Here is a 21031-nt window from a genome sequence, read left to right as displayed (position 1 = left end):
CCGAGAGCGTCCTCATGGCCATTCGAGTATAGCCATTCCGATTCCCGCCGGCCTTCGGAAAGCCCCTCATCGCCGGGCGGTTACTCCCTCGGCAACCGCCTTTCCGCCGACAGGCAGGCACGCGGCCTGGCTCTGCCTGCAAGCCCACGACCGAGGTGATCGTGACGATCCTGCCGCCGTGCCGGCTCGCCCGTCGCCATGCTCGGCGGGGACCGGCCCCCCGCGCGGCGCCGCGCCTCGCCGCGGGCCGGCCGGCGAGCGCGGCGCAAAGCCACGGGCGCCGCGCAGCGTGGCATCCTGCCACAGCAGCGACATCCCGCCTGACCGTGACGCGCCGGCGAGGCGCCGTCAGACCGCCGCGTGCACCGCGCTTCGCGGCTGGAGCGCGTGTCGCTCTCCGTTGATAGGCATGCGCAGGGCACGTATCATGCGCACCATGGCAGACGCGGCGGACGGCTCGCCCGGCTTCAGCTCTGGAAGCGCGAACGGCGGCGATCCCCCCGCGCCGCTCGCGCCCGACGCCGCGGATACGCTGCAGGGCGTCGACACCGTGGTGCGCGACCGTCCCCCCACGCGGGCGGAGCCGCCGGCCGAGCGGAACGGCGACGGCTCCACGCTGAGCGACGAGGACCTCTGGCAGGCCGCGGCGCGATCGAGCCTGCACGAGGGAGGCAGCCCGGTTCAGGTGCCGCCCGAGGGCACGTTGCTCGGAGGGGTCTACCGCGTCGTCGGTCGCCTCGGAGAGGGGGCGATGGGCGTCATCCTCCTGGCGCGCGACGAGCAGCTCCAGCGGGACGTCGCCATCAAGCTGCTCCGGCCGGAGCAGCTCGACAACGCGCAGATGCAGGCCCGCCTGCTGGCGGAGGCGCGGGCGATGGCGCGCGTCCACCACCCGAACGTCGTCGAGATCCATGCGTTCGGCGAGTACGAGAACGCGCCGTATTTCGTCATGCAGTACGTGCCAGGCGTCACGCTCGACACGTATGTCCACAACAAGGGCGGCCGGCTCGGCCTCGACGAGGCGCTGAGCGTCCTCGACCAGGCCTGCCTCGGCGTCGCGGCGATCCACGCCTCGGGCATCGCCCACCGCGACGTGAAGCCGAGCAACATCCTCGTCGGCCAGGCCCTCCGCGTCGTGGTGGCCGATCTCGGGCTCGCGAAGCGGATCCCCCGCGGCGATCGGGTCGAGCTCGCCTTCTCCGGCACCCCGGCGTACCTGGCGCCGGAGGTGGCGCTCGGCCGGCAGCTCGATCCGGCGCTGCTGCCGCGCATCGACGTCTACGCCCTCGGGGTGGTCGCGTACTACCTGCTCGCCGGCCGCCTGCCGTTCCAGAGCACGAGCACGGTGGATCTGGTCATGCAGCACGCGGTTCAGCCCCCGATCCCGCCGAGCGAGATCTGCCCCGATCTGCCGCCGTCGTTCGACGCGCCGGTGCTCGCGGCGCTGGCCAAGGAGCCCGACCAGCGCACGGCGAGCGCGGAGGCGCTGCGCGAGGCGCTGCTCGACGCGCGCGGCGCCATCCCGGCGTACGCGCGCACGACGCGCGTCCTGGTCGCCGACGACAGCCCGTCGTTCCGCAGCTTCCTCGCCAGCGTCCTCGCGGAGGCGCTGCCCGGCGCGGCCATCGAGACCGCGCCCGACGGCGCCGCGGCGCTCTCGGCCATCGAGGCGAACCGCCCGTCGCTCGGCGTGTTCGACCTCGACATGCCCGGGCTGGACGGCATCGCGCTCACGGCGGCGGTGCGCGAGCTCCCACAAGGGGATTTCCCGATCATCGTGGCGACCGGCACCGGGGGCGCGGCCGACTGGCAGTGCCTGTCGCGCCTCGGCGCGTCGGCGTTCCTCGTCAAGCCGTTCGACGCGGGGCAGCTCATCACCCTGGCGCGCGCGCTCGTGGGCGTCGCCGAAGAGCAGAAGCGCCGGCCATGAGGGGCGGGGCGAAGACCCGGGCCTCCGCCGCGGCGGGGGTAGAGCCGGCGGCGTGGCGCGAAGCTTGCCGGCGGGAGAGCGCCGATGTCCGGCGTGGTCGAGGCTCCCGATGAACGACAGCGCGATGAAGGTCCTTCTTGTGGATGACGACGAGGTCGACCACCTCGTCACGCGGAGGCTCCTCCGCGACGCTCCCCGCACCCTGTACGACGTGACGTGGCTGAGCAGCTCGGACGAGGCGATCCGGGCGCTGCGCGCCGGCGGCTACGACGTCTGCCTCCTCGACTTCCGGCTCGACGCCCGGACGGGCCTCGACGTCGTGCGCGAGGCCAACCACCTCGGCTGCGCGATCCCCATCATCATGCTGACGGGGGTCGGCGACGAGGAGATCGACATGGCCGCGATGAGCGCGGGCGTCGCGGATTACCTGGTGAAGGGGAGGTTCGACGCGCAGATCCTCGAGCGCACGATCCGCTACGCCATCGAGCACAAGCGGAGCCAGCTCAAGCTCAAGCAGTACGCCGAAACGCTGGAGGAGAGCAACCGGCAGCTCGTCCAGATGCACGAGGAGCTCGCGGCGAAGAACGCGGAGCTGGTCCGGCTGAACGAGGAGAAGAACCGCTTCGTCGGCATGGCGGCCCACGACCTCAGGAACCCGCTCGGCGTCATCCTGGGCTACAGCGATTTCATGCTGATGAGCCACCGGCGCGGGGAGCCGTCGTCGCTGCTCAAGAACGGCGGCGTCGAGATCGTCAACATGATCAGGAGCTCGAGCAAATTCATGCTCTCGCTCATCAACGATCTGCTCGACGTGTCGATGATCGAGCTCGGCAAGCTCAACCTCGACAGGAAGAGCACGGATATCGTCCAGCTCGTCGAGTCCAACGTGGCGCTCAACATGGTGCTGGCGGGGCAGAAGAGCATGAAGCTCGTCGTCGAGAGCGACGAGGGCGTCCCGCGGGTCGAGGTCGACGCCCACAAGCTGGAGCAGGTGCTCAACAACCTCATCAGCAACGCCATCCACTACTCGCCTCCGGGCACGACCATCCGCGTCCGCGTCCACGGCGGCCGGGTGGAGGGCGCCGGCGGGGGGGCCGAGGTGATCCTGTCGGTGAAGGACGAGGGGCCCGGGATCGCGGCGGAGGACCTCGGGAAGCTCTTCCGGCCGTTCGGGCGGGCGAGGACGGTCAGCACCGGGGGGGAGCGCTCGACGGGCCTCGGGCTGGCGATCGCGCAGCGGGTCGTCGAGGGCCATGGCGGGCGGATCTGGGTGGAGAGCGTGGTCTCGAAGGGGTCGACGTTCTTCGTGGCGCTGCCGGTGGCGGGGGCGGAGGAGAAGGAAGAGGCCGCGTGACGGGGGCGCGACGAGCGCGGGCCCCGCGCCGCTCGACGTCACGATAGAAGGCGTCGAGCGCCCCGCAGACCGGCTCGGGTCGACGGCAACCAGCGCTGTCCGAACCGTCGTGTGGGCAGACGCCGCCAACTGTGAACTTTCGGCGCTCCGCTCCACCCAAGAACCCATCCTGCGCCACGCAGAGCAATCCGCGCTGCCTCCGTTCCGTCACAGCATTCCACGTTGAGCGGCTCCTCCAGAAGGTGGATACTCCGCTGGATGCAAGCTCACGGTCCGCGGTAGTGCGAAGCCGCGAAGACCGGCTCGATCGCGGGATGCGCCATGCCGGACGCGCCCTCGACCGCTCGCCGGGGACTCGCCGCACCGCCGCCCTCGGGCCGCGACGTTCCGACCACGTTGAACCGTGTAGGACACATCGATGTGCGCAGTCTCCGCACCTCATGCGAGGTGCCAGGGAGGAGTAGCTGTGGCGAAGAGAAGAGCGCTATTCAGAGGTGTGCTGTCAGCGCAGGCCAGCGTGATGGCCGCGCTGCTCTTGCTGCTCGGACAGGGATGCGGGAGCGACGACAACAAGCCCGAGCCCCAGGAGCAGACCCCACCCGAAGAAGAGAACGAGAAGCCTCCGCCCGAGGAGGAGGAGCCTGATCCTCCCAAGGAAGAGCCAGAGGAGCCCGAGGAGCCCGAGACCCCGGAGGGCCCCACCGACTTCGTGTCGGCCGATGATCCTTTCACCGAGGGGTACCTCGGCGAGGAGGAAGAAGAAGAGGAAGAGGAGGAGGAAGAAGAGGAAGAGAGCCGCGAGCTCGAGGAAGGCGACATCTACCGCGTCCTCGGCGACGGGCAGATCCTCAACCTCAACACCTTCCGCGGCCTGCAGGTCATCGACATCCAGGACCCGTCGGACCCGAAGTTCCTCGGCCAGATGCAGATCGCCGGCACCCCGGTCGAGATGTACGTCGTCGGCGACCGCGCGGTCGTGCTCCTGAACGACTGGGCCGGCTACCAGCTCAAGGCCGACGGCCTCACCGTGGAGCGGCGGACCGGCGGGACCGTGCTGTTCATCGACATCGCCGACCGCGCCGCGCCGAAGCTCCTGTCGCAATACCCGGTCACCGGCGCCATCATGACGAGCCGCCTCGCGCGCGGCGACAGCGCGAGCTCGCTCTACATCGCCTCGAACGGCTCGGAGCTCGAGGAGATCAACCCCGGGCAGTTCCAGTGGGTCAACAAGACCCTCGTCCGGAGCTTCGATGTCGGCGCCGACGCGCTCACCCCGCGCGGCGAGATCGAGCTCGGCGACGCCGTGACCGCCATCCACGCGGAGGCGGACGTGCTCCTCGTGGCGCGCAACGGCGGCAGCTGGTCGCAGCATCCCAGCGAGATCTCGATCATCGACATCTCGAACCGCGACGGGTCGATGGTGCTGCGCGACAGCGTGGGCACGGCCAGCTACGTGCGCTCCCAGTTCCACATGGACTTCCGCGACAACATCCTGCGGGTCTTCTCCGGTCCGCAGTGGGCCGACGGGAAGCCCAGCTACCTCGAGACGTGGAACGCGGCCGATCCCGACAACATCGTGCCGATCGACAGCGAGGAGTTCGGCGCCGAACAGTCGCTCTACGGCGCCATCTTCCTGGACGACAGGGCGTTCGCGGTCACCTACCGGCGCCAGGATCCCTTCCACGCCTTCTCCATCGATCCGAGCGGGAACGTCACCGAGGAGAGCGAGTTCATCGTGTCCGGGTGGAACAACTTCTTCCGCCCGGTCTTCGGCGCGACCCGCCTGATCGGCATCGGCGTGAACGATCAGAACGGCCGGCAGCTCGCGGCCAGCCTCTACGACATCACCGATCTGACGAGCCAGGATCCCCTGGTGGCGCGCGCCGAGATCGACGGCGGCGCGCAGGGCTGGAGCTGGTCCGAGGCCGACTGGGATCACCGCGCGTTCACCGTGCTCGACGACGCGGTGGACGCCGTGGCGGCGACCGGAGAGCCCGAGACGGGCCTCGTGCTGCTCCCGTTCTCCGCTGACAGGGTCGTGGACAACACGTGGCGGCCGTTCTCCGGCGTGCAGATCTTCACCTTCTCGGACACCACGCTGACCCGCCGCGGCGTGATGGAGCACGGGACCCCCGCGCGCCGCACGTTCCGCGCCGAGGACATCGCCACCGCGAACGTCTCGGATGAGGAGCTCACCCTCTACGCGCAGGACAAGCTCGACACGCCGGAGAAGCTCGGACACCTCGATCTCGCCCCGGATTACGTGAAGATCTTCGCGTTCGGCGAGCACCGCGTCCGCGTGAAGATGCCTTACGATCTCTACTGGACCCCCGCCGAGAGCCGGAAGATGAAGGCGGAGGTCGTGCCGAGCGCCGGGCTCACCCAGCTCGCGCAGCCGATCGCCACCTTCGATCTGCCGGCCGACGCGCAGCTCCATCAGGTGGGCAACCTGCTCGTGTCGCTGACGACCACCTTCGAGAACTGGGTGGGCAAGGTGACCCACCTCGAGGTGATCGACCTGTCCGACCCGACCGCGCCGCGGCGGGCGGGCACGCTCGACACGAGCGATCTCCCCGCCACGGGCAGCTACTACGGCGGGGGGGGCTCGTTCTCGACCGTGCACCCCGCGCGCGATGCCCTCGCCTTCCTGCGCGTCATCGGCCACTCCGAGGACCTCGGGGTCGGCTGGGCGTGCCGGACCAGCTCGGTCGAGAACCCGGGCTGCTTCGGGCAGGAAGGCTGCACGTACATGGCCGGAGAGCGGACGTGCCGCAACATCGGCGGCGAGGAGTACTGCAACGGCGGGTTCGCCGAGTGCACGGATCACCCCGGCGCGGACACGAGCTGCACGCCGGTCGAGGTCGACCGGAACGACATCGTGGGGATCACGTCGACGACTTGTTATGAGTACGTCCCGCGCCGCAGCTGGGCACAGATCGAGATCCACGTGGTCGACCTCTCCGACCCGGACCACCCGACCGTGGCGCCGGCCGTCGCGCTGCCGGACGACAACGAGACCGTGAACGTCCTCAACGACAACGGGGAGCTCTACTTCAACATCAAGCGCTCGATCGCGGGGCGCGCGCCGGACGACCCGCGCCCGCGCACGCAGTACTTCCTCACGCACCTCGACCTGACCAACCCGTCGCAGCCGGCGCTCGATCCGGGGATCAACGTGCCCGGCGAGGTGCTCGCGATCCAGGGCGCGTCGATCTACGCGAGGGACAGGGTGTGGGGCCAGCAGTTCATCGAGACGGCGATCGCGCGGCTCGAGGTGCACGAGGGGCTCGCGTACCTGCAGGAGTACCAGAAGTTCCCGGACCGCCAGGTCAACGCGATCTCCATCGACGGCCGCGGGCTGCCCGTCCTGTCCCACAGCCTGATCTGGCGTCCGAGCAGCTGGTGGTACGCTGGCTGGGATCCCAACCAGAAGCTGACCACGCTCTCGCCGGCGGGTGAGGCGCCGCCGCCCGAGCCGGAGAACGAGGACGAGGACCCCGCGCTCCCCGCGTTCGACGTGCTCTCCACCGTCCGACTCGCCTCGTGGGCGTCGCTGCGCCACACGGCCGACATGCGGGCGCTCTTCGAGGTGCCCGGCGGCGCCCTGGCGATCTCCCTCGAGCAGCCCGAGGCGCCGAAGGCACAGGCGTTCTTCCCGCTCTGGGGCTGGCCGGAGAGGTTCGTGACCAGCGGCGAGGAGGTCCTGTTCGCCGCCGGCCGCTTCGGGATTCACCAGCTCGATCGCGAGACCGTCAACCTCGTCCCCTACCTGGGCGAGTAGCCGGGCCGCCGGGCAAGCCGGCCGGGGCCGAGCGCACCGGGCCGGCTTGCCGCAATGGCGCGCGGCGCGCAGCTTCGCGCGGCGCGGCCGCCTCATCCCTCTTTTCCCTCTTCGAACGCAACGCACCGCGCAGGCCGCGCGTGCGAGGCGGTGAGATCCGGTTTCGCGGAGCGCCCGACAACGCTATGGAGGAGCCCCATGGTCGAGCAAAGCACAGCGGAAAACGGCGAGGGGCAACCGGAGAGCGCGGGGCCCGTCGAGGAGCGCGCGACGGAAGCCGCCGGAGAACCGGCGGAGGCTGTCGCGGAGGCCTCTTCCGGCGGCACGACGACGACCACGACGGCAGGCGCAGCGAGCGCGGCAGACGCCGTGGCGGCGCCGGCCGCCGCTGCGCCCGCCGCCGCTGCGCCCGCCGCCGCTGCGCCGGCGCGATCGCGGCCGCCGCGGGTCATCGACATGCGCCGGCCGCGCACGCCAGCGCCCGCGCAGGAGCCGCCGCCGCGGCGCTCGGCGCGGCCGGCGGAGCGTGGACCTGCCGACCGTAGAGCGCGCGAGCGCGGGCCGGCCGAGCGCGCAGGACGCGACGGCGGCCCGGCCGAGCGCGCAGGACGCGACGGCGGCCCGGCCGAGCGCGGGGCGCGCGACGGCAACGCGGCCGAGCGCCGCTCGCCGGACAAGGCCAGGTGGGCGCGGGATGGGGCGACGCCGCGCGGCCGGACAGGCGCCGGGGGCGCTACCCAGACCCGCGCGCCCGCGGCCCATCCAGCGCCGGGCGCCGCCACGCGAGAGCAGCGCGCGGCCGCCGCCGCGGACCCCGCGCAGAGCGAGGCGGAGCGCAACGCCGCGCTCGCCGAGGCGAAGCGCGCGCCCGCCGCGGGAGAGGCGAACGCCTCCAAGGCGTCGCGGCAGCCGCAGCCCGCCGAGACGCGCGGCGTGGCGCCTGCGCCGGAGACGACGGCGACCCCCGAGCCGCGCCGAGACGCCGTGTGGGTGCCTCCGCCGAGCGCCGCATTCCCGCGGAAGAAGAAGCCCGCGCTCACCGCCAAGGAGGCAATGAAGGCCAGAGTCCAGGCGCGGGCCGAAAAGAAGGCAGCGAAGCAGGCACCGAGCCGCGCGGCCGAGCCCACCGCGGACCAGCGCGTGGAGGCCGCCCGCGAGGAGCCCGGAGCGCCTCCCGCTGCAGCAAAGCCCCGTGACGCCGCCGTGGCGAAGCCCCGTGATGCGGCGCCGAGGTCAACACGCCGCGACCAGGCGGCGCCGGCGCCGGCGGCGGGCGCGCCGGCCGCGAAGCCGGGGCTGCTCAGGCGGTTGATGAGCCTGTTCCGGCGCTCCGGCTAGGACACCAACGATGAGGCAACCATAAAAATTTGACGCCAAAAGACGCCAAGAGGCGCCAAAAGACGCCACGAAAATAACAAAATTCTGGCGTCTTTTGGCGCCTCTTGGCGTCTTCTGGCGTCCCAACTTCTCGCTGTTTGCGTGCGGCTTCAACCCGTTTGTCGCACTGGGACACCGGTCTCGTTGATCGAGCGAGCAATGACGGGACTTTCGCTCGGCGAGAGCCGCATGGAAGCGGCGCTGTCAACCTACACCTCCACGCCCTCCAGTCGCCAGGCTCGTGCGAGGCCGTCGCGCCAACCTTCTTCGATGACCTCGGCATGCCCCACGATGAGGCGCCGGGCCGGTCGCTCCAGCATGGCGCGGATGGAGCGCGCGGCCGCGGCCCTGTCCGGAATCTTCTTTCTGGCGTCGGGGGGCACGCGCACCCGCTCGTAGAAGCCAGTAAGGCGCGCGGCGTAACGCAAGGTCCAGTGGTCCCTGGCGCAAGCGCAAAGGACGATGTCTGCGCCCAGCAGGGTTTGCGTCGGCCGATGGTAGAGCACCGTCTCGTCCCAGAACGGCACGCCCCGAAGCGGCAAGGCCTCGAGCTCGGGGACCTGCTCGCCGAACCGGGCGTCGTGGATATCCACGTCGATTCTCAACGCCTTGTTCCTGTCGAGCGCCGACGCCGGTCCCACCACCCGCGCCTCTTGGAAACGGGCCGCCGCCGCGGGTGTCCCGAGATGATGCCAGCAGTTGGGTACCACCAGCCAGCGCACGGGGCCCAGGGCGCGCAGCTGCTCTGCCAGCGCATCGGTGGGAGGAGCCGGGGTGTGCAGGAGCAAGCTGCCGTCGTCGAGGCGCACGACCGTTGTGCGGGCGCGCATCCGTACCCCGCTGAACCACACGGGGCGGTCCAGGGTCCAGATCGTGTCATCGACCACGGCGGTGAGAGCGCTGTCAGACATGCGGGCGCATCCTCCAGGCGGCCAAGGCGTTCAAGGGGCAAGGGCCATCCGTCCTCAACCCGCGGCGCCTGCTGGCCGATTCTTCCTTCTCTTCTTCTTCTCACCCTCGCGCGCCCGGTCCGCCGCCCGAAGCGCGCCGAGCTCGCGCCGGAAATCCGCGGCCGCCGCGTGGTGCTCGCCAGCCGACCGGACGACGCCGGCGATGGCGCCGCCGCAGCGCGGGCACTCGCTCCGATCGGACGTCAGCGCCGTGCGGCAGCCCGGCTCGGAGCAGAGATCGTACTGCCACCAGTGACCGACGGCCCAGCCGACGAAGGGCGCACCGACGAGCACGGCGGCGGCGAGCCCCTCACCGGCGCCGCGCGGCAGGGCGGCCGCGACCAGGATCGCCCCGCAGAAGCCCGCGAGCAGGCCGAGGAAAAGGCCCATGCCCGAGTGCGCCCGCCGCAGGCGGAAGACCGGCCGCGGATCGCCCTCCTCGAGCTTCGTCATCGCGGCGGGCCCCTCCTTCGGATCGTCCCAGACATGGCCGCACTTGTGGCAGTGCCAGCGCCTCGGCAGGAACAGCATGAGCGGCGCGGCGAGGATCGCGAGCGCGGCGGCGGCGCTCGAGCCCTCGAGGCGCAGGCGCTCGTGGAAGCAGTAGGGGAGCTCGCAGCGCGGGCAGCGGACCCCGGCAGCCTCCTCGTCGTCGTTGCTGGCCGACTCCCCCCCGGGGTGGACCTCGAGCAGCCCCTCCGCGCGCTGGAGATCGCCCTCGCGCACCTGCAGCTGCGTGCCGCCGGCGGCGCCGCTCAGCATCGGGTTGTAGCTCGCCGCCTCGAACACGTGGGACTCGATGCCGTTGGCCGAGAGCAGCGTGCGGTCCATCTGGGCCGCGACCGGATCGAGGTAGCGGCGGACCGTGATCAGCTTCCCCGTGCCCGAAGCAGCCTCCAGCTTGTCGCGGTACGGCAAGACGTCGCCTCCCCCTGGGTCGGGACCGTGTCGCCCGGCTATGGGGCTAAGAAATCCAAACGCGCTCCGAAAGTCAATCTCCCCGACGAGCGCCCGGCGGGGGCGCGCGCCGCCGGCCCCGGCAGGCGAGGCGGTCTCCCGCGATCGACTGTAATGCGACGGAGACCCGCGCGTCTTCCCGCGGCACCTGAAAGGAGCTTCTCATGAAGGTCACGCACGCCATCTTCTCGATCGCGCTCGGCATCACCTCGGTCGCCTCCGCGCTCGGCTGCTCTCAGCCCGCGAGCGCCGAGCCACAGAAGGCCCCTCGCGTGGTCGAGATCATGATCCACGGCGCCTTCGCGCCCGACAAGATCGCCGCGGTCGAGGGGGAGCGGCTGCAGCTCCGGCTCGTCCGCCACGACAGCGGCGGCTGCACCAAGGAGGTCGTCTTCCCGAGCCTCGGTATCCGCAAGGAATTGCCGACCGGACAGCCGGTGACCATCGACCTCCCCGAGCTGAAGGCAGGGGAGCTCCACTTCGAGTGCGGCATGGGGATGATCAAGGGCACCATCGCCGTCGCGCCGAGGAAGTGAGCAGCAGAGGGAAGCGCTCCCCGGCTCACCGCGAGCGAGCCCTCCGGCTGGCGGATCGGTCGACTGGTGGGACACGGTACCTCCACGTAGGCGGCGCTCCGGAGAGGGGCGCGCCGCACCTCGATCACGTCGTCACGGCGCGCAGCGTCACCTGGCACACCACCGGCCGACATGCCATCGACTACGGATGCAACTCCTACGTTCGATTGTCTTATGCTCAGGTGACCGACGGCGCGCCGATTGCAGCGTGTTTGGAAACTACCAGCGCTTGTCCCTCGGTCTGGGCGTGCTCACTTCTCTCCTGCTCGCGGCGGGCTGCAGCGGCGCGGGGAACGACGGCGGATCGGGCGGCGGCGGCCCGGGCGGCGGCGGCCCGGGCGGCGGCGGCTCGGCCGCGGGCAGCGGCGGCGGCTCCAGCAGCTCGGTCGCTGGCACCGGCGGCGGCTCGGCCGCGAGCAGCGGCGCCGGCGGCGAGTCGCCGGACCGCTGTACGCTGCCGCAGGAGACCGGGCCCTGCGACGCGGCGATCCCGAGTTACTGGCACGACCCCAGCAGCGGCGAGTGTGTTCCGTTCATCTATGGTGGTTGCGAGGGCAACGAGAACCGCTTCGAGTCGCTCGCGGCGTGCCTGGAGACCTGTCAGGGCACCACCACGGACATGGATGCATGCGCGGCGCCGGGCGATTGCGTCCTCGCGCCGCCGCGCTGCTGCGCCTCCTGCGACCCAGTCGACGCCAGCGCGTTCGTCGCCCTCCACCGCGACGCGGTGGCGGATTTCTGGAGTGCCAGCGGGTGCGGGGACACACAGTGCGAGCGATGCCCGGAGGTCGGCGAGGCCGAGCGCACCTCCCAGTACTTCGCCGCCACATGCGAGAGCGGGCGGTGCGTCGTCGTCGACGTGCGCGAAACCCCGCTGACGGAGTGCACGAAAGACGCGGACTGCGCCCTGCGGGACGGCGTCGGGTGCTGCGAGTCGTGCGACGGAAGAGGCATCGTCGCCCTCAACCAGAGCGCGGATCTCGGCGCCCTCGTTTGCCCCGAAGAGATCGTCGCGTGCCCTGCCTGCGTGCCCGTGTATCCGGAGGGAATGACGGCGGTGTGCTCGGAGGGCAGGTGTACGCCGCGGCTCTCCGAGACGCCCTGAGCCCGAGGGAGGTCCGTCCGGCGAGCGCCCGCTGCACACCTCCCTGCACGACCTGTGACGTTCCACTTCTTTTGGTATAGAGGTGAGGACAGAGCAAGGGGCACGGATGAACTGTGAATCGGATCACAAGGATGTCATTGCAGAGAACGAGCGCCTGCGGCAGCGCATCCGGGAGCTGGAGGAGGCGGGCGAAGAGCGGGATCACCTCCGCGCTGCGCTGCGCCGGAGCGAGGAGCAGGTGCGCCTCTTCGTCACCTACACACCGGCCGCGTTTGCCATGTTCGATCGGGAGATGCGTTACATCCTGGCCAGTCGCCGCCACCTGGCGGATTTCAACTTGCGCGAAGAAGATGTCCTCGGCCGGCGCCATTACGAGATCTTCCCCGACATTCCCGAGCACTGGAGGGCCATCCACCAGCGCTGCCTCGCAGGGGCCTCGGAAGGGAATGATGAGGAGCCCTTCCCGCGGGCCGACGGGCACGTCGAATGGGGTAGCTGGAGGATCTTCCCGTGGCACACGACGACCGGCGAGATCGGCGGGATCGTGCTGTTCTCGGAGGTGATCACCAAGCGAAAGCAGCTCGAGGACAAGCTCCGGATGCAGGCGAAGACGCTCCTGGAGCTGTCGGCGCCCATCGTGCCCATCAGCCAGGGCGTGCTCGTGCTGCCGCTGGTGGGCGCGCTGGACGCGGCGCGGGCGCAGCAGATGATGGAGAACCTGCTGGGCAAGGTGGTCGAGCGGCAGGCGCGGGTGGCGATCATCGACGTCACGGGCGTGCCGGACATCGACACGGCCTCGGCGAGCGCCCTCCTGCAGGTGGCGCGGGCGGTCCGGCTGCTCGGGGCGCAGGTCGTCCTGACAGGCATCCGGCCCGAGGTGTCCCAGGCCATCGTCCGCCTCGACATCGATCTCACAGGCATCGTGACCCGCCGCGATCTGCAGAGCGGGATCGCGTTCGCCACCGCGACGAGCCCGGGAGCCTCGCCGCCGTCCCCGCCATGACGCACCCTGCCGGGGATCGCGGCCGCCGGCTGCCTGCTCGGGGCGCTGACGTCCCTGGGCGCTCGAGGCGCTCTATTTCCTGGCGCGCGCCGCCCGCCGCGCCGGCCGGGAGGCCGATGCGCGCGCGGCCTTCGCCGACGCCCGCCCGCTGCTCCCGTCGGGCCTCTCGTTCGCCCGGCGCTTCGCCGCGCTGGGCATCGACGGCTAAGATCCCCCCGTGCCGAAGGAAAAGGCCAGGCCTGGCGAGACGCTCATCGCGCGCAACAAGCGCGCAGGCTTCAATTATGACCTCGGCGACCGGTTCGAGGCGGGGATCGTCCTCAAGGGGAGCGAGGTGAAGATGCTTCGCGCCGGCAAGGCCGACTTGACCGACTCGTTCTGCACGGTCCTCCGGGGCGAGGTGTTCTTGCACGGCGTGAGCATCGCCGCGATGGCCAGCGCCGCCTTCGGCCACGTGCCGAAGGGCGCGCGCAAGCTCCTCCTCCACCGGCGCGAGATCGAGCGCATCGACCTCTCGATCGCCCGCGAGGGGATGACCGCCGTCGCGACCCGGCTCTACTTCAAGAGCGGCCTGGCCAAGGTCGAGATCGCGCTGGCGAGGGGGAAGAAGAGCCACGACAAGCGCGAGACCATCAAGGAGCAGGACGCCGAGCGCGAGATGCGCGCCGTGGTGGTCCATGGACAACGAGGGTACGGACGCGCGTGACGCTCCGGCGAGCTCGCGGAGGACCCGGCTCGGGCGTCGATCGCAGGCCGGCGCCCCCCTGACGAGCCGGCTCGCCTCGCCGGACATCGTCGCCCGGAACGCCGCCCGCCGTGGAGCGCGCGATGACGTAGGATGGCGCGCGTTGGCCCGCCCGAAACGACCGCCGTCAGGCCCCCACCCGCTCGAGCTGCCAGGCGACGCCATGCGCGAGATGGTCGAGCTCGCGATGGACCGCATCGTCCAGCACATCGAGAGCCTGCCGGAGCAGCCGATGCACGCGACGCGGGGAGGCAAGCGGGTCGCGCGCTCGCTCCGCGAGCCGCTGCCGGAGCGCGGCGTGCCTTATGAAAAGCTCCTCCGGAAGCTCTTCGGCAAGCTCATCCCGATGAGCCTGAACACGGCGTCCCCCGGTTACATGGGGTACATCCCGGGCGGCGGGCTCTTTCACGCGGCCGTGGCCGATCTGATCGCGGACGCGGTGAACCGGTATGTGGGCGTCTTCCAGGCCGCCCCCCTGCTCGTGCAGATCGAGGCGAACGTGATCGCCTGGTTCTGCGCCATGCTCGGCCTGCCCGAGGGCGCCGGGGGGATCCTCACGACCGGCGGCTCGCTCGCGAACCTCGTCGCGGTGATCACCGCGCGCCGCGAGCGCCTCCCGCCGGACTTCCTGCGAGGGGCCCTCTATGCCTCGGAGGAAGCGCACCACTCGGTGACGAAGGCCGCGCTCCTCGCCGGCTTTCCGCCGGAGGCCGTGCGCGAGATCCCGGTGGACGGGCGCTTCCGCATGCGGACCGACGCGGCGGCGGAGGCGGTCGCGCGCGACCGGGCGCGCGGCCTCTCGCCCTTCCTGCTCGTCGCCTCCGCGGGCACGACGGGCACCGGTGCGATCGACGATCTGCCCGCCCTCGCCGGTCTCGCCGAGGCCGAGCGCCTCTGGCTGCACGTCGACGCGGCGTACGGCGGCTTCTTCGCGCTCACCGAGCGAGGGCGCGCGGCGATGCGGGGGATCGAGCGCGCCGATTCGGTGACGCTGGACCCGCACAAGAGCCTCTTCCTGCCGTACGGGACGGGCTGCCTGGCGGTGCGCGATCGCGAGGCGCTGCGGCGCGCGCACGCGCTCTCCGCGTCGTACATGCCGCCGATGCAGGCAGAGGACGATCTCGTGGATTTCTGCGAGATCAGCCCCGAGCTTTCGCGCGACGCGCGCGGGCTGCGGGTGTGGCTGCCGCTGAAGATGCATGGGGCCTCCGTCTTCCGGGCCGAGCTCGACGAGAAGCTCACGCTCGCGCGCGGCGCCGCCGACGCGCTCCGGCGGATGGCGCATCTCGAGGTCGTGGCGGAGCCCGAGCTGTCGCTCCTCGCCTTCAGGGCGCGCCCGCCCGGCGTCGGCGACGGGCCGGCGCTCGACGCGCTGAACCGGCGCCTCCTCGCGCGGGTGAACGCGAAGCAGCGGGTGCTGCTCACGGGGGTGGTGGCCGGGGGGCGGTTCCTGCTGCGGATGTGCATCCTGAGCTTCAGGACACACGCGGACCGGGTGAACGCGGCGCTCGCCGACGTCGCGTCGAGCCTCGCGGAGGTGCTGGAAGAGCTCCGCGACGGGCCGCTTTCGCCCGCGCGCGAGGGCGATCCGCGCGGAGGAGCGGACGACGAATGAAGGGGCGCAACGGGCGCAACGGGCGCAACGGGCGCAACAGACGCGCTCGCCCGGCGCTGGCTCGATCTCGTGGAACGGCCAACCATCGCGACCCCCTGGCGAGAAGATTCCGGATCTTGCCATGGCGCTCACGCTGGTTTGGCTCCGGCGCTCCATCTACGATCGAACCAAGGAGGTTCTTCATGCGCAAGCATCGATCTGTCTTGCTCGCGACGCTCCTGTCGGCCGTCGCCGTCGCCATGTCCGCCGTGCCGGGATGCGGGGACGACGAGGCGCCGGCGCGGACAGGCAGCGATTTCCTCTCCAGCTATGCAAAGGCCCTCTGCGACCGCACGTTCACGTGCTGCGACGCCGCGACCCGGGCCGCGCATGGCCTGGACGCGAGCTCCGCCGACGCGTGCGCCTCGCAGCTCGAAGCGATCCTCCTTGCCGTCAGCGGCGGAGGCGAGGTGAAGGGCACCTTCGTCCCGGAGAAAGCGGCGGCGTGCCTCGCCGAGGTGGACGCGGCCCCCTGCGCCGAGCTTGAAATACTGGGCGTGCTTCTGGGGGTGGACGCCGAGTTCACGCCGTCCTGCCGCGATGCGTGGGACGGCGCCGTGCCCGAGGGCGGGACGTGCGGCAACGACTGGGACTGCGCCCGGGACCGCTGCGTGCGCACCATCGACGCGAGCGGGCAGGGGACGTCGGCGTGCAAAGCGAGCGCGGCGGCCGGAGAGCCATGCTCGTCGAGGTTCGACTGCGACGAGGCGCTCCGGTGCGACCAGCCCTCACCGCCCGACGCGGGGACGTGCGCACCACGGCTCGCCACGGGCGAGTCGTGCGAGGGAAGCCTCGACTGCCAGGAAGAGCTTCGCTGTCGCCAGGACGGGACATGCCAGGAGCGCGAGCAGGCGGGCGGTCCATGCGCTTCGGACGACGACTGCGCGGCCGGCACGGCGTGTGATGGCGCCACGTGCACGCCGCTCGGCGCCGCCGGCGCGCCCTGCTCCGCCGATTCGGACTGCGCGTCCTTCACGTGTGCTGATGCGACGGGCACCTGCGCCGACGTCTGCAAGGGCGACTGATCTGGATCTCACCGGCGTCGAACGGGCCAGATCGTGCGACGCACGCGGACCGGGTGAATGCGGCGCTCAACGACGTTGCGTCGAGCCTCGCCGAGGTGCTGGAAGAGCTCCGCGACGGCAGGCTGGCGCCGGCGCGCCGGCGCACTCTGCGCGGAGGCGCGGGCGAAGACGGAAGGAGCTCAACAGACCCTGGTCGCCGGGCGCTGGCTCACAGCTCGGTCCCGTGGACTTGAACTCAAGGATCGGCCCGGGTTGTCTGGGGAAAGAGCGAACAGCAAGGCTCCGATGGCTGCTGGTACCGCGTCGCCTAAGGACGAACTTGCTGTGGCGACCAGGCGCGATCCGTCGGGGCGATTCCGCGAGGGCGAACCGTCGCGATCCGTCGTTTCCACGGGGATTTGGGGAGCGCCTGACGACGGATCGCACCCCTCGGGGGCATGGGCCCGACCCGGGCGTCACGGCCACGTCCCGGGCCTGGGGAGCTCGCCGTGACGCTGGCTCGAGCGCGGAGGTAGGCGAACGCAGCCGAAGGGGCTATGTTCAGGATGAATATGGCCGACATCGAGATCGACGCGACGCTTGACGAAGCCGTTGCCCGTGCGGTCCCGACCCTTCGCCCGCGACGCGACAAGGGCGTCGAGATCAGGTCGCTCGCGGCAGCTCCCGCGTCGGTGCTGGCGCGCAAGCTCGCGGTCACATGATGATGGAGTTCGACTTCACGTTGGCGCTCGAAGGGGCCGGCGGTCCGGGCGGCCCCTGGGGCTGTTTTCAGGTCGTGAGCTTTCGGGGCCATGAAGAGATATCCGCCCTCTCTCGTTACGAGCTCACGCTGCTCGCGAAGGGCCCCGTGCCCGAGGTCGATCCCTTCGAGCTCATCGGCAAGCGCGCCACGCTCCGCCTGAAGACCCTGACGACCCCCGACTTTCGCGTCGTCCACGGCATCATCGCCGAGGCCGAGGAGATGAGCAGCTTGCCCGGCGGGATGCTCTACCGCCTCGTGCTGGTGTCGCCGCTGGCGCGCGGCCTGTACCGGAGGCGCTGTCGCATCTTCCTCGACAAGACCACGCGCGAGATCATCGACGCCGTCCTGCAGGGCGACCCGAACCTGGTGAAGGCCGACGGCGCCACGGCCCCGCCCGACGACGGCGACTTCAGCTCCTTCAGCCCCGCGGCCGAACAGTACACCTGGCGCGTCACGAACAGCCCCCGCATCGACCAGGCGAGCGCGCGGCCCTACTGCGTGCAGTACAACGAGAGCGACTTTGCCTTCTTCTCGCGCCTCCTGGAAGAAGAGGGCATCGGCTACCATTACGAGAACGGCGGCCAGACCTGCCTGCTCGTGCTCTCGGACCGGGACGCCGGCCGCACCCCGGGCGGCGCGCCCATCGGGCCGGACCTGCCCGGGCGCGAGCTGTCAGTTCTGCGCCTCGGCGGCCGGCTCCGCGCCAGGAGCGTCTCGCTCGACGACTACGACTGGCACAAGCCCGCTCTGCCCATGCTCGCGCGCGCCGGCAGCGGCGACCTCAGCGAGTACAGCTACCCCGGCGGCTACACCGACGCGCCGTCCCAGGGCGAGCCGCTGGCCACGGCGCTCGTGGATCGCTACGCCGTCGAGGCGAGCTACGCGACCGGCGAGGGGCACGTCCGGACGCTCTCGGCAGGCTCGCTCGTGTCGATCGTCGACGCGAGGAGCACCCACGAAGGTGACTATCTCATCACCAAGCTCGAGGTCCGCGGCGAGCAGTCCGGCGTCATCCAGCACCTGCCCGCAGCCGCCGGCGATGTCCCGCTCCGATGCCGCTTCGAAGCCGCGCGCCGGCGGGACGGCGAGTCGCGCTTCCGCCCGGCGCGCGTGACGCCGAGGCCGCGGATCCAGGGCTCGCAGACCGCGTTCGTCACCTCCGCGCCCGAGGCCCCCGGCGCCACGGTGCACGTCGGCGACCTCGTGGGGTGCGTGCGGCTCAAGTTCCACTGGGATCACGAGGAGGCGCGGCTGGCGAAGGAGCCGAGCTCGTGCTGGGTGCGCGTCAGCCAGACGTTCGCGGGCGGCGGCGAGGGCGCGGTCTGGCATCCGCGCGTGGGCGTCGAGGTGATCGTCGAGTTCCTCGAGGGCGATCCCGATCGCCCGATCGTCACCGGCCGCGTGTACAACGGCGCGAAGATGCCGCCCGCGCCGTCGGTCGGCGCCCCGACGATCAGCACCATCAAGAGCCTCTCGGTGCCCGGCGGCGCGCAGTACAACGAGATCTTGTTCGACGACGCCGCCGGCAGCGAGCAGATCAAGGTCCACGCGGCGAAGGACTGGAGCACCGTCGTCGAGAACGACCGCTCCGAGTTCGTGAAGCACGACAGCACCTCGACCGTCGGGGTGAACCGCACCGAGGCCACGGGCGCGAACCGTTCGACCACCGTGGGCGCCGACAACTCGGAGATGGTCGGCGCGAACGAGTCGATCACCATCGGCGAGAGCCGGTCGATCTTCGTGGGGGGCAACCAGGCGACCACGATCGACGGCTGGCAGTCGATCGACATCATGAACGGGGTTCAGGAGATCAAGGTCCACACCGGCGATCAGAGGGTGGACGTCAAGGGCAGCCAGGACGTCACGGTCCAGGGCGAGAAGCAGTGGTTCCACATCACCGGCACCCAGGACTTCGACGTCGGCGGGAGCATTCAATATGCGGCCGAGGAGCAGTCGGGCCTCTCGTCCAAGCTGGGCCAGTCCCTCAGCGACGGCACCAAGCAGACGTTCACGGCCCCCTGGCAGGACTTCAAGGCCGTCGTCACCGAGTACAGCAGCCTCCGCAAGCAGGAGTTCTCCAGCAATGACTTCGTCGTGAACGCCGACAAGACGGTCTCCATCCACGCGCAGGAGCAGCGGGTCACGATCGACAGCGCGGAGGGGACGGTCTCCGTGGACGGCAAGACGCTCCTCCACCTCGGCAGCGTGACGCAGATCGAGATCACGGGCGGCAACATCAGCATCTCGGGCGGCGACATCAACGTCGCGGGCGGCAACGTCGTCATCGCGGGCGAGTCCGGCGGCGTCGCCGTGAGCGGCCCCACGGTGAGCCTGGCAGGGGGCTCGACCGAGGTGCACGGAGACCTCGCGGTCGAGGTGACGGCAGCGGTCATCAAGCTCAACTGAGGAAGGGCACCGTCGTCGGCGTCTTTCCTCGCTCGAAATCGTTGGCGAGGTCCATCAGCGCCAGGGCGCGCTCGGGCAGGCCGGCGGTCCGGTAGATCTGCGCGAGCATGCGCGCGCACTCTCCCGCCGTCGTCGCCGCGACCTCCGCGCCCGGGCCCCTCGCCGCGGCCTGGACCGCGGCCTCCAGCTCGGTTCGGGCCACGTCCGCGAGCGTGAGCTCCTGCGCCATCTCGGCCGAGAGCCGCCTGGCCTCGATCACAACGAGCAGCGGCGCCGCGGAGCCCGTGCCCCGGGCGGCAGCGCGCCGGTAGGCGGTGAGGGCGTCGATCTCGGCTCCGAGCGCGCGCAGCAGGCTGCCGCGCGTGAGATCGGCCGTGGCGGCGATATCCAGGACGCCGCGCTGCGTCGCGCGGGACGCGGTCGATTCGAGGACGGCGATCGCCTCGCGCTCCTCCCCGAAGCGATGGTGGTAGGTCGCCAGCGCGACGGAGAGCATTCCAAGCTCACGCTCCAGCCCGCGCTCGGCGCAGAAAGCGCAGGCCTCTCGCTGCGTGGCGAGCGCTTCGTCCTTGCCGTCGTCGCGCCGCGCGGCCAGCGCGGCGCGGAAGATCAGGTTGCGCAGCGTCGTTCCCCCGGGCCCCACCAGCGTGGCATGCGCGGGATCGTCCAGGGATCGCACCAGCTCGTCCGAGTTGGTCGATACGGGCCGCTCGCGCAGCCTGCGCGGAGGGCTGACCCCACGGGGCCAGGCCGCCCCGACGACGGCGAAGGGGTGAGCTCCGCGCGGCGCGGCAGCTGCTGCGTCCATCATCGCCGCGAGCTCCTCGTTGCTCCGTCGCTCGTCCACCGAGAGCTCGACGCGCATCGCGCGCTGGCCCAGGCGATCGAGCAGCGGCTCCAGCCGCGTCTCCTCGGACGCCGCGATCCAGCGGATCTCGCCCAGGTCCTTCGCGGTCACCAGCGCTTCGAGGTCGAGCTGCCACTGGTCCGTATCGCTCACGCGCCGGGGGGCGAGCACCACCGTGATCCCATCGACGAGCGTACCCAGCGCTCGCCGCATCGTGACGAGCTGCTGAGCGAAGCCCGCGAGCCCGCTGGCGATGCTGGGCTCGAGGGGCGGCAGCTGCTGCGCGTGTTTCTCCATCCACGCCTTGCGGTGGTCGTGGTGGGCGCGCAGCTCCTTGGCGCGGGCCGTCCACCCGGCGTCCTTCTCGTCGCACGGCGCCTCGACCACGACGAACGCATGACCGCTCTCGGGGTGCAGCTCGTGCTCCACCACGAGCTGTAAGGCCGGGCGCCGCAGATCGGCCGGCACGACCAGCTCGAGGAGGCGCACCTCGCGAGCACGCAGGAAATAGCCGAGCTGGTCGGCGAGGGCGGTCAGGGTGCGCTTGTATTCGCCGAGCATTTCAATGCAAGATTACTCG

The 21031-nt window shown here is 71.1% G+C and carries 15 protein-coding genes; 12 read left to right on the top strand and 3 right to left on the bottom strand.

Annotated elements, in window-relative coordinates; genetic code table 11:
• Nucleotides 1–436 precede the first annotated feature (436 nt).
• The 4 genes from WMF22_RS12715 to WMF22_RS12700 all read left to right on the top strand — a co-directional run bounded on the left by WMF22_RS12715 (nt 437) and on the right by WMF22_RS12700 (nt 8403).
• Nucleotides 437–1930, top strand: a complete 1494-nt coding sequence (locus WMF22_RS12715) for a protein kinase domain-containing protein (RefSeq protein WP_438035936.1) — start codon at nt 437–439, stop codon at nt 1928–1930.
• 124 nt (nt 1931–2054) lie between these two features.
• A complete protein-coding gene (locus WMF22_RS12710) occupies nt 2055–3284 on the top strand; it encodes an ATP-binding protein (RefSeq protein WP_438035935.1) in 1230 nt (409 codons plus the stop codon).
• A gap of 496 nt (nt 3285–3780) precedes the next feature.
• Nucleotides 3781–7065 carry a beta-propeller domain-containing protein gene (locus tag WMF22_RS12705; RefSeq protein WP_438035934.1) on the top strand — a complete coding sequence of 1095 codons (3285 nt, stop codon included), beginning with the start codon at nt 3781–3783 and terminating at the stop codon, nt 7063–7065.
• A gap of 198 nt (nt 7066–7263) precedes the next feature.
• Nucleotides 7264–8403, top strand: coding sequence for a hypothetical protein (locus WMF22_RS12700; RefSeq protein ID WP_438035933.1), 1140 nt, complete (start codon nt 7264–7266; stop codon nt 8401–8403).
• A 248-nt stretch (nt 8404–8651) separates the two neighbouring features.
• Here WMF22_RS12700 and WMF22_RS12695 read toward each other — a convergent pair whose 3' ends face one another.
• Nucleotides 8652–9353 (bottom strand): DUF4336 domain-containing protein, encoded by a 702-nt coding sequence (locus tag WMF22_RS12695; protein WP_438035932.1) that lies wholly within the window; start codon nt 9351–9353, stop codon nt 8652–8654.
• 54 nt (nt 9354–9407) lie between these two features.
• Entirely contained in the window at nt 9408–10310 is a 903-nt protein-coding gene (locus WMF22_RS12690; RefSeq protein ID WP_438035931.1) for a hypothetical protein, read from the bottom strand.
• 203 nt (nt 10311–10513) lie between these two features.
• On the opposite strand from WMF22_RS12690, the gene WMF22_RS12685 reads away from it, so the two are divergent.
• The 8 genes from WMF22_RS12685 to WMF22_RS12650 all read left to right on the top strand — a co-directional run bounded on the left by WMF22_RS12685 (nt 10514) and on the right by WMF22_RS12650 (nt 19604).
• Nucleotides 10514–10885: a cupredoxin domain-containing protein gene (locus WMF22_RS12685; protein WP_437299341.1), complete on the top strand. Its 372-nt coding sequence runs from the start codon at nt 10514–10516 to the stop codon at nt 10883–10885.
• Nucleotides 10886–11153: 268 nt separating this feature from the next.
• The gene (locus tag WMF22_RS12680; protein ID WP_438035930.1) at nt 11154–12029 is read left to right on the top strand and encodes a BPTI/Kunitz domain-containing protein; all 876 of its coding nucleotides are present in this window, start codon (nt 11154–11156) and stop codon (nt 12027–12029) included.
• A gap of 106 nt (nt 12030–12135) precedes the next feature.
• The gene (locus WMF22_RS12675; protein WP_438035929.1) at nt 12136–13032 is read left to right on the top strand and encodes an STAS domain-containing protein; all 897 of its coding nucleotides are present in this window, start codon (nt 12136–12138) and stop codon (nt 13030–13032) included.
• Between the two features lie 217 nt (nt 13033–13249).
• Nucleotides 13250–13738, top strand: coding sequence for an SsrA-binding protein SmpB (smpB, locus tag WMF22_RS12670; protein WP_012234932.1), 489 nt, complete (start codon nt 13250–13252; stop codon nt 13736–13738).
• A gap of 202 nt (nt 13739–13940) precedes the next feature.
• Nucleotides 13941–15392, top strand: a complete 1452-nt coding sequence (locus tag WMF22_RS12665) for a pyridoxal phosphate-dependent decarboxylase family protein (RefSeq protein WP_438035928.1) — start codon at nt 13941–13943, stop codon at nt 15390–15392.
• Nucleotides 15393–15574: 182 nt separating this feature from the next.
• Nucleotides 15575–16456, top strand: a complete 882-nt coding sequence (locus WMF22_RS12660) for a hypothetical protein (protein WP_437299337.1) — start codon at nt 15575–15577, stop codon at nt 16454–16456.
• A gap of 551 nt (nt 16457–17007) precedes the next feature.
• A complete protein-coding gene (locus tag WMF22_RS12655; protein ID WP_437299336.1) occupies nt 17008–17157 on the top strand; it encodes a hypothetical protein in 150 nt (49 codons plus the stop codon).
• On the top strand, nt 17154–19604 hold the full coding sequence (locus tag WMF22_RS12650) for a type VI secretion system Vgr family protein (RefSeq protein WP_437299335.1): 2451 nt from the start codon (nt 17154–17156) through the stop codon (nt 19602–19604). The genes WMF22_RS12655 and WMF22_RS12650 overlap by 4 nt, the downstream gene beginning before the upstream one ends.
• Here the strand turns inward: WMF22_RS12650 and WMF22_RS12645 are convergent.
• Nucleotides 19597–21012, bottom strand: coding sequence for a hypothetical protein (locus WMF22_RS12645; protein WP_438035927.1), 1416 nt, complete (start codon nt 21010–21012; stop codon nt 19597–19599). The two genes, WMF22_RS12650 and WMF22_RS12645, sit on opposite strands and share 8 nt — an antisense overlap.
• Between the last annotated feature and the right edge of the window lie 19 nt (nt 21013–21031).

It is taken from the genome of Sorangium sp. So ce204 (assembly GCF_051526795.1).
GTDB classification, from domain to species: domain Bacteria; phylum Myxococcota_A; class Polyangia; order Polyangiales; family Polyangiaceae; genus Sorangium; species Sorangium cellulosum_B.
The sequence above is the reverse complement of the archived record's forward strand: the minus strand, read 5'-3'. Positions and strand labels throughout refer to the sequence as shown.

Bases quoted from the DNA above. Each gene is read 5' to 3' on its own strand.
- WMF22_RS12715 (WP_438035936.1), top strand. From the start codon at position 437: ATGGCAGACGCGGCGGACGGCTCGCCCGGCTTCAGCTCTGGAAGCGCG.
- WMF22_RS12710 (WP_438035935.1), top strand. From the start codon at position 2,055: ATGAAGGTCCTTCTTGTGGATGACGACGAGGTCGACCACCTCGTCACG.
- WMF22_RS12700 (WP_438035933.1), top strand. From the start codon at position 7,264: ATGGTCGAGCAAAGCACAGCGGAAAACGGCGAGGGGCAACCGGAGAGC.
- WMF22_RS12695 (WP_438035932.1), bottom strand. From the start codon at position 9,353: ATGTCTGACAGCGCTCTCACCGCCGTGGTCGATGACACGATCTGGACC.
- WMF22_RS12685 (WP_437299341.1), top strand. From the start codon at position 10,514: ATGAAGGTCACGCACGCCATCTTCTCGATCGCGCTCGGCATCACCTCG.
- WMF22_RS12675 (WP_438035929.1), top strand. From the start codon at position 12,136: ATGAACTGTGAATCGGATCACAAGGATGTCATTGCAGAGAACGAGCGC.
- WMF22_RS12665 (WP_438035928.1), top strand. From the start codon at position 13,941: ATGCGCGAGATGGTCGAGCTCGCGATGGACCGCATCGTCCAGCACATC.
- WMF22_RS12660 (WP_437299337.1), top strand. From the start codon at position 15,575: ATGCGCAAGCATCGATCTGTCTTGCTCGCGACGCTCCTGTCGGCCGTC.
- WMF22_RS12655 (WP_437299336.1), top strand. From the start codon at position 17,008: ATGGCCGACATCGAGATCGACGCGACGCTTGACGAAGCCGTTGCCCGT.
- WMF22_RS12650 (WP_437299335.1), top strand. From the start codon at position 17,154: ATGATGATGGAGTTCGACTTCACGTTGGCGCTCGAAGGGGCCGGCGGT.
- WMF22_RS12645 (WP_438035927.1), bottom strand. From the start codon at position 21,012: ATGCTCGGCGAATACAAGCGCACCCTGACCGCCCTCGCCGACCAGCTC.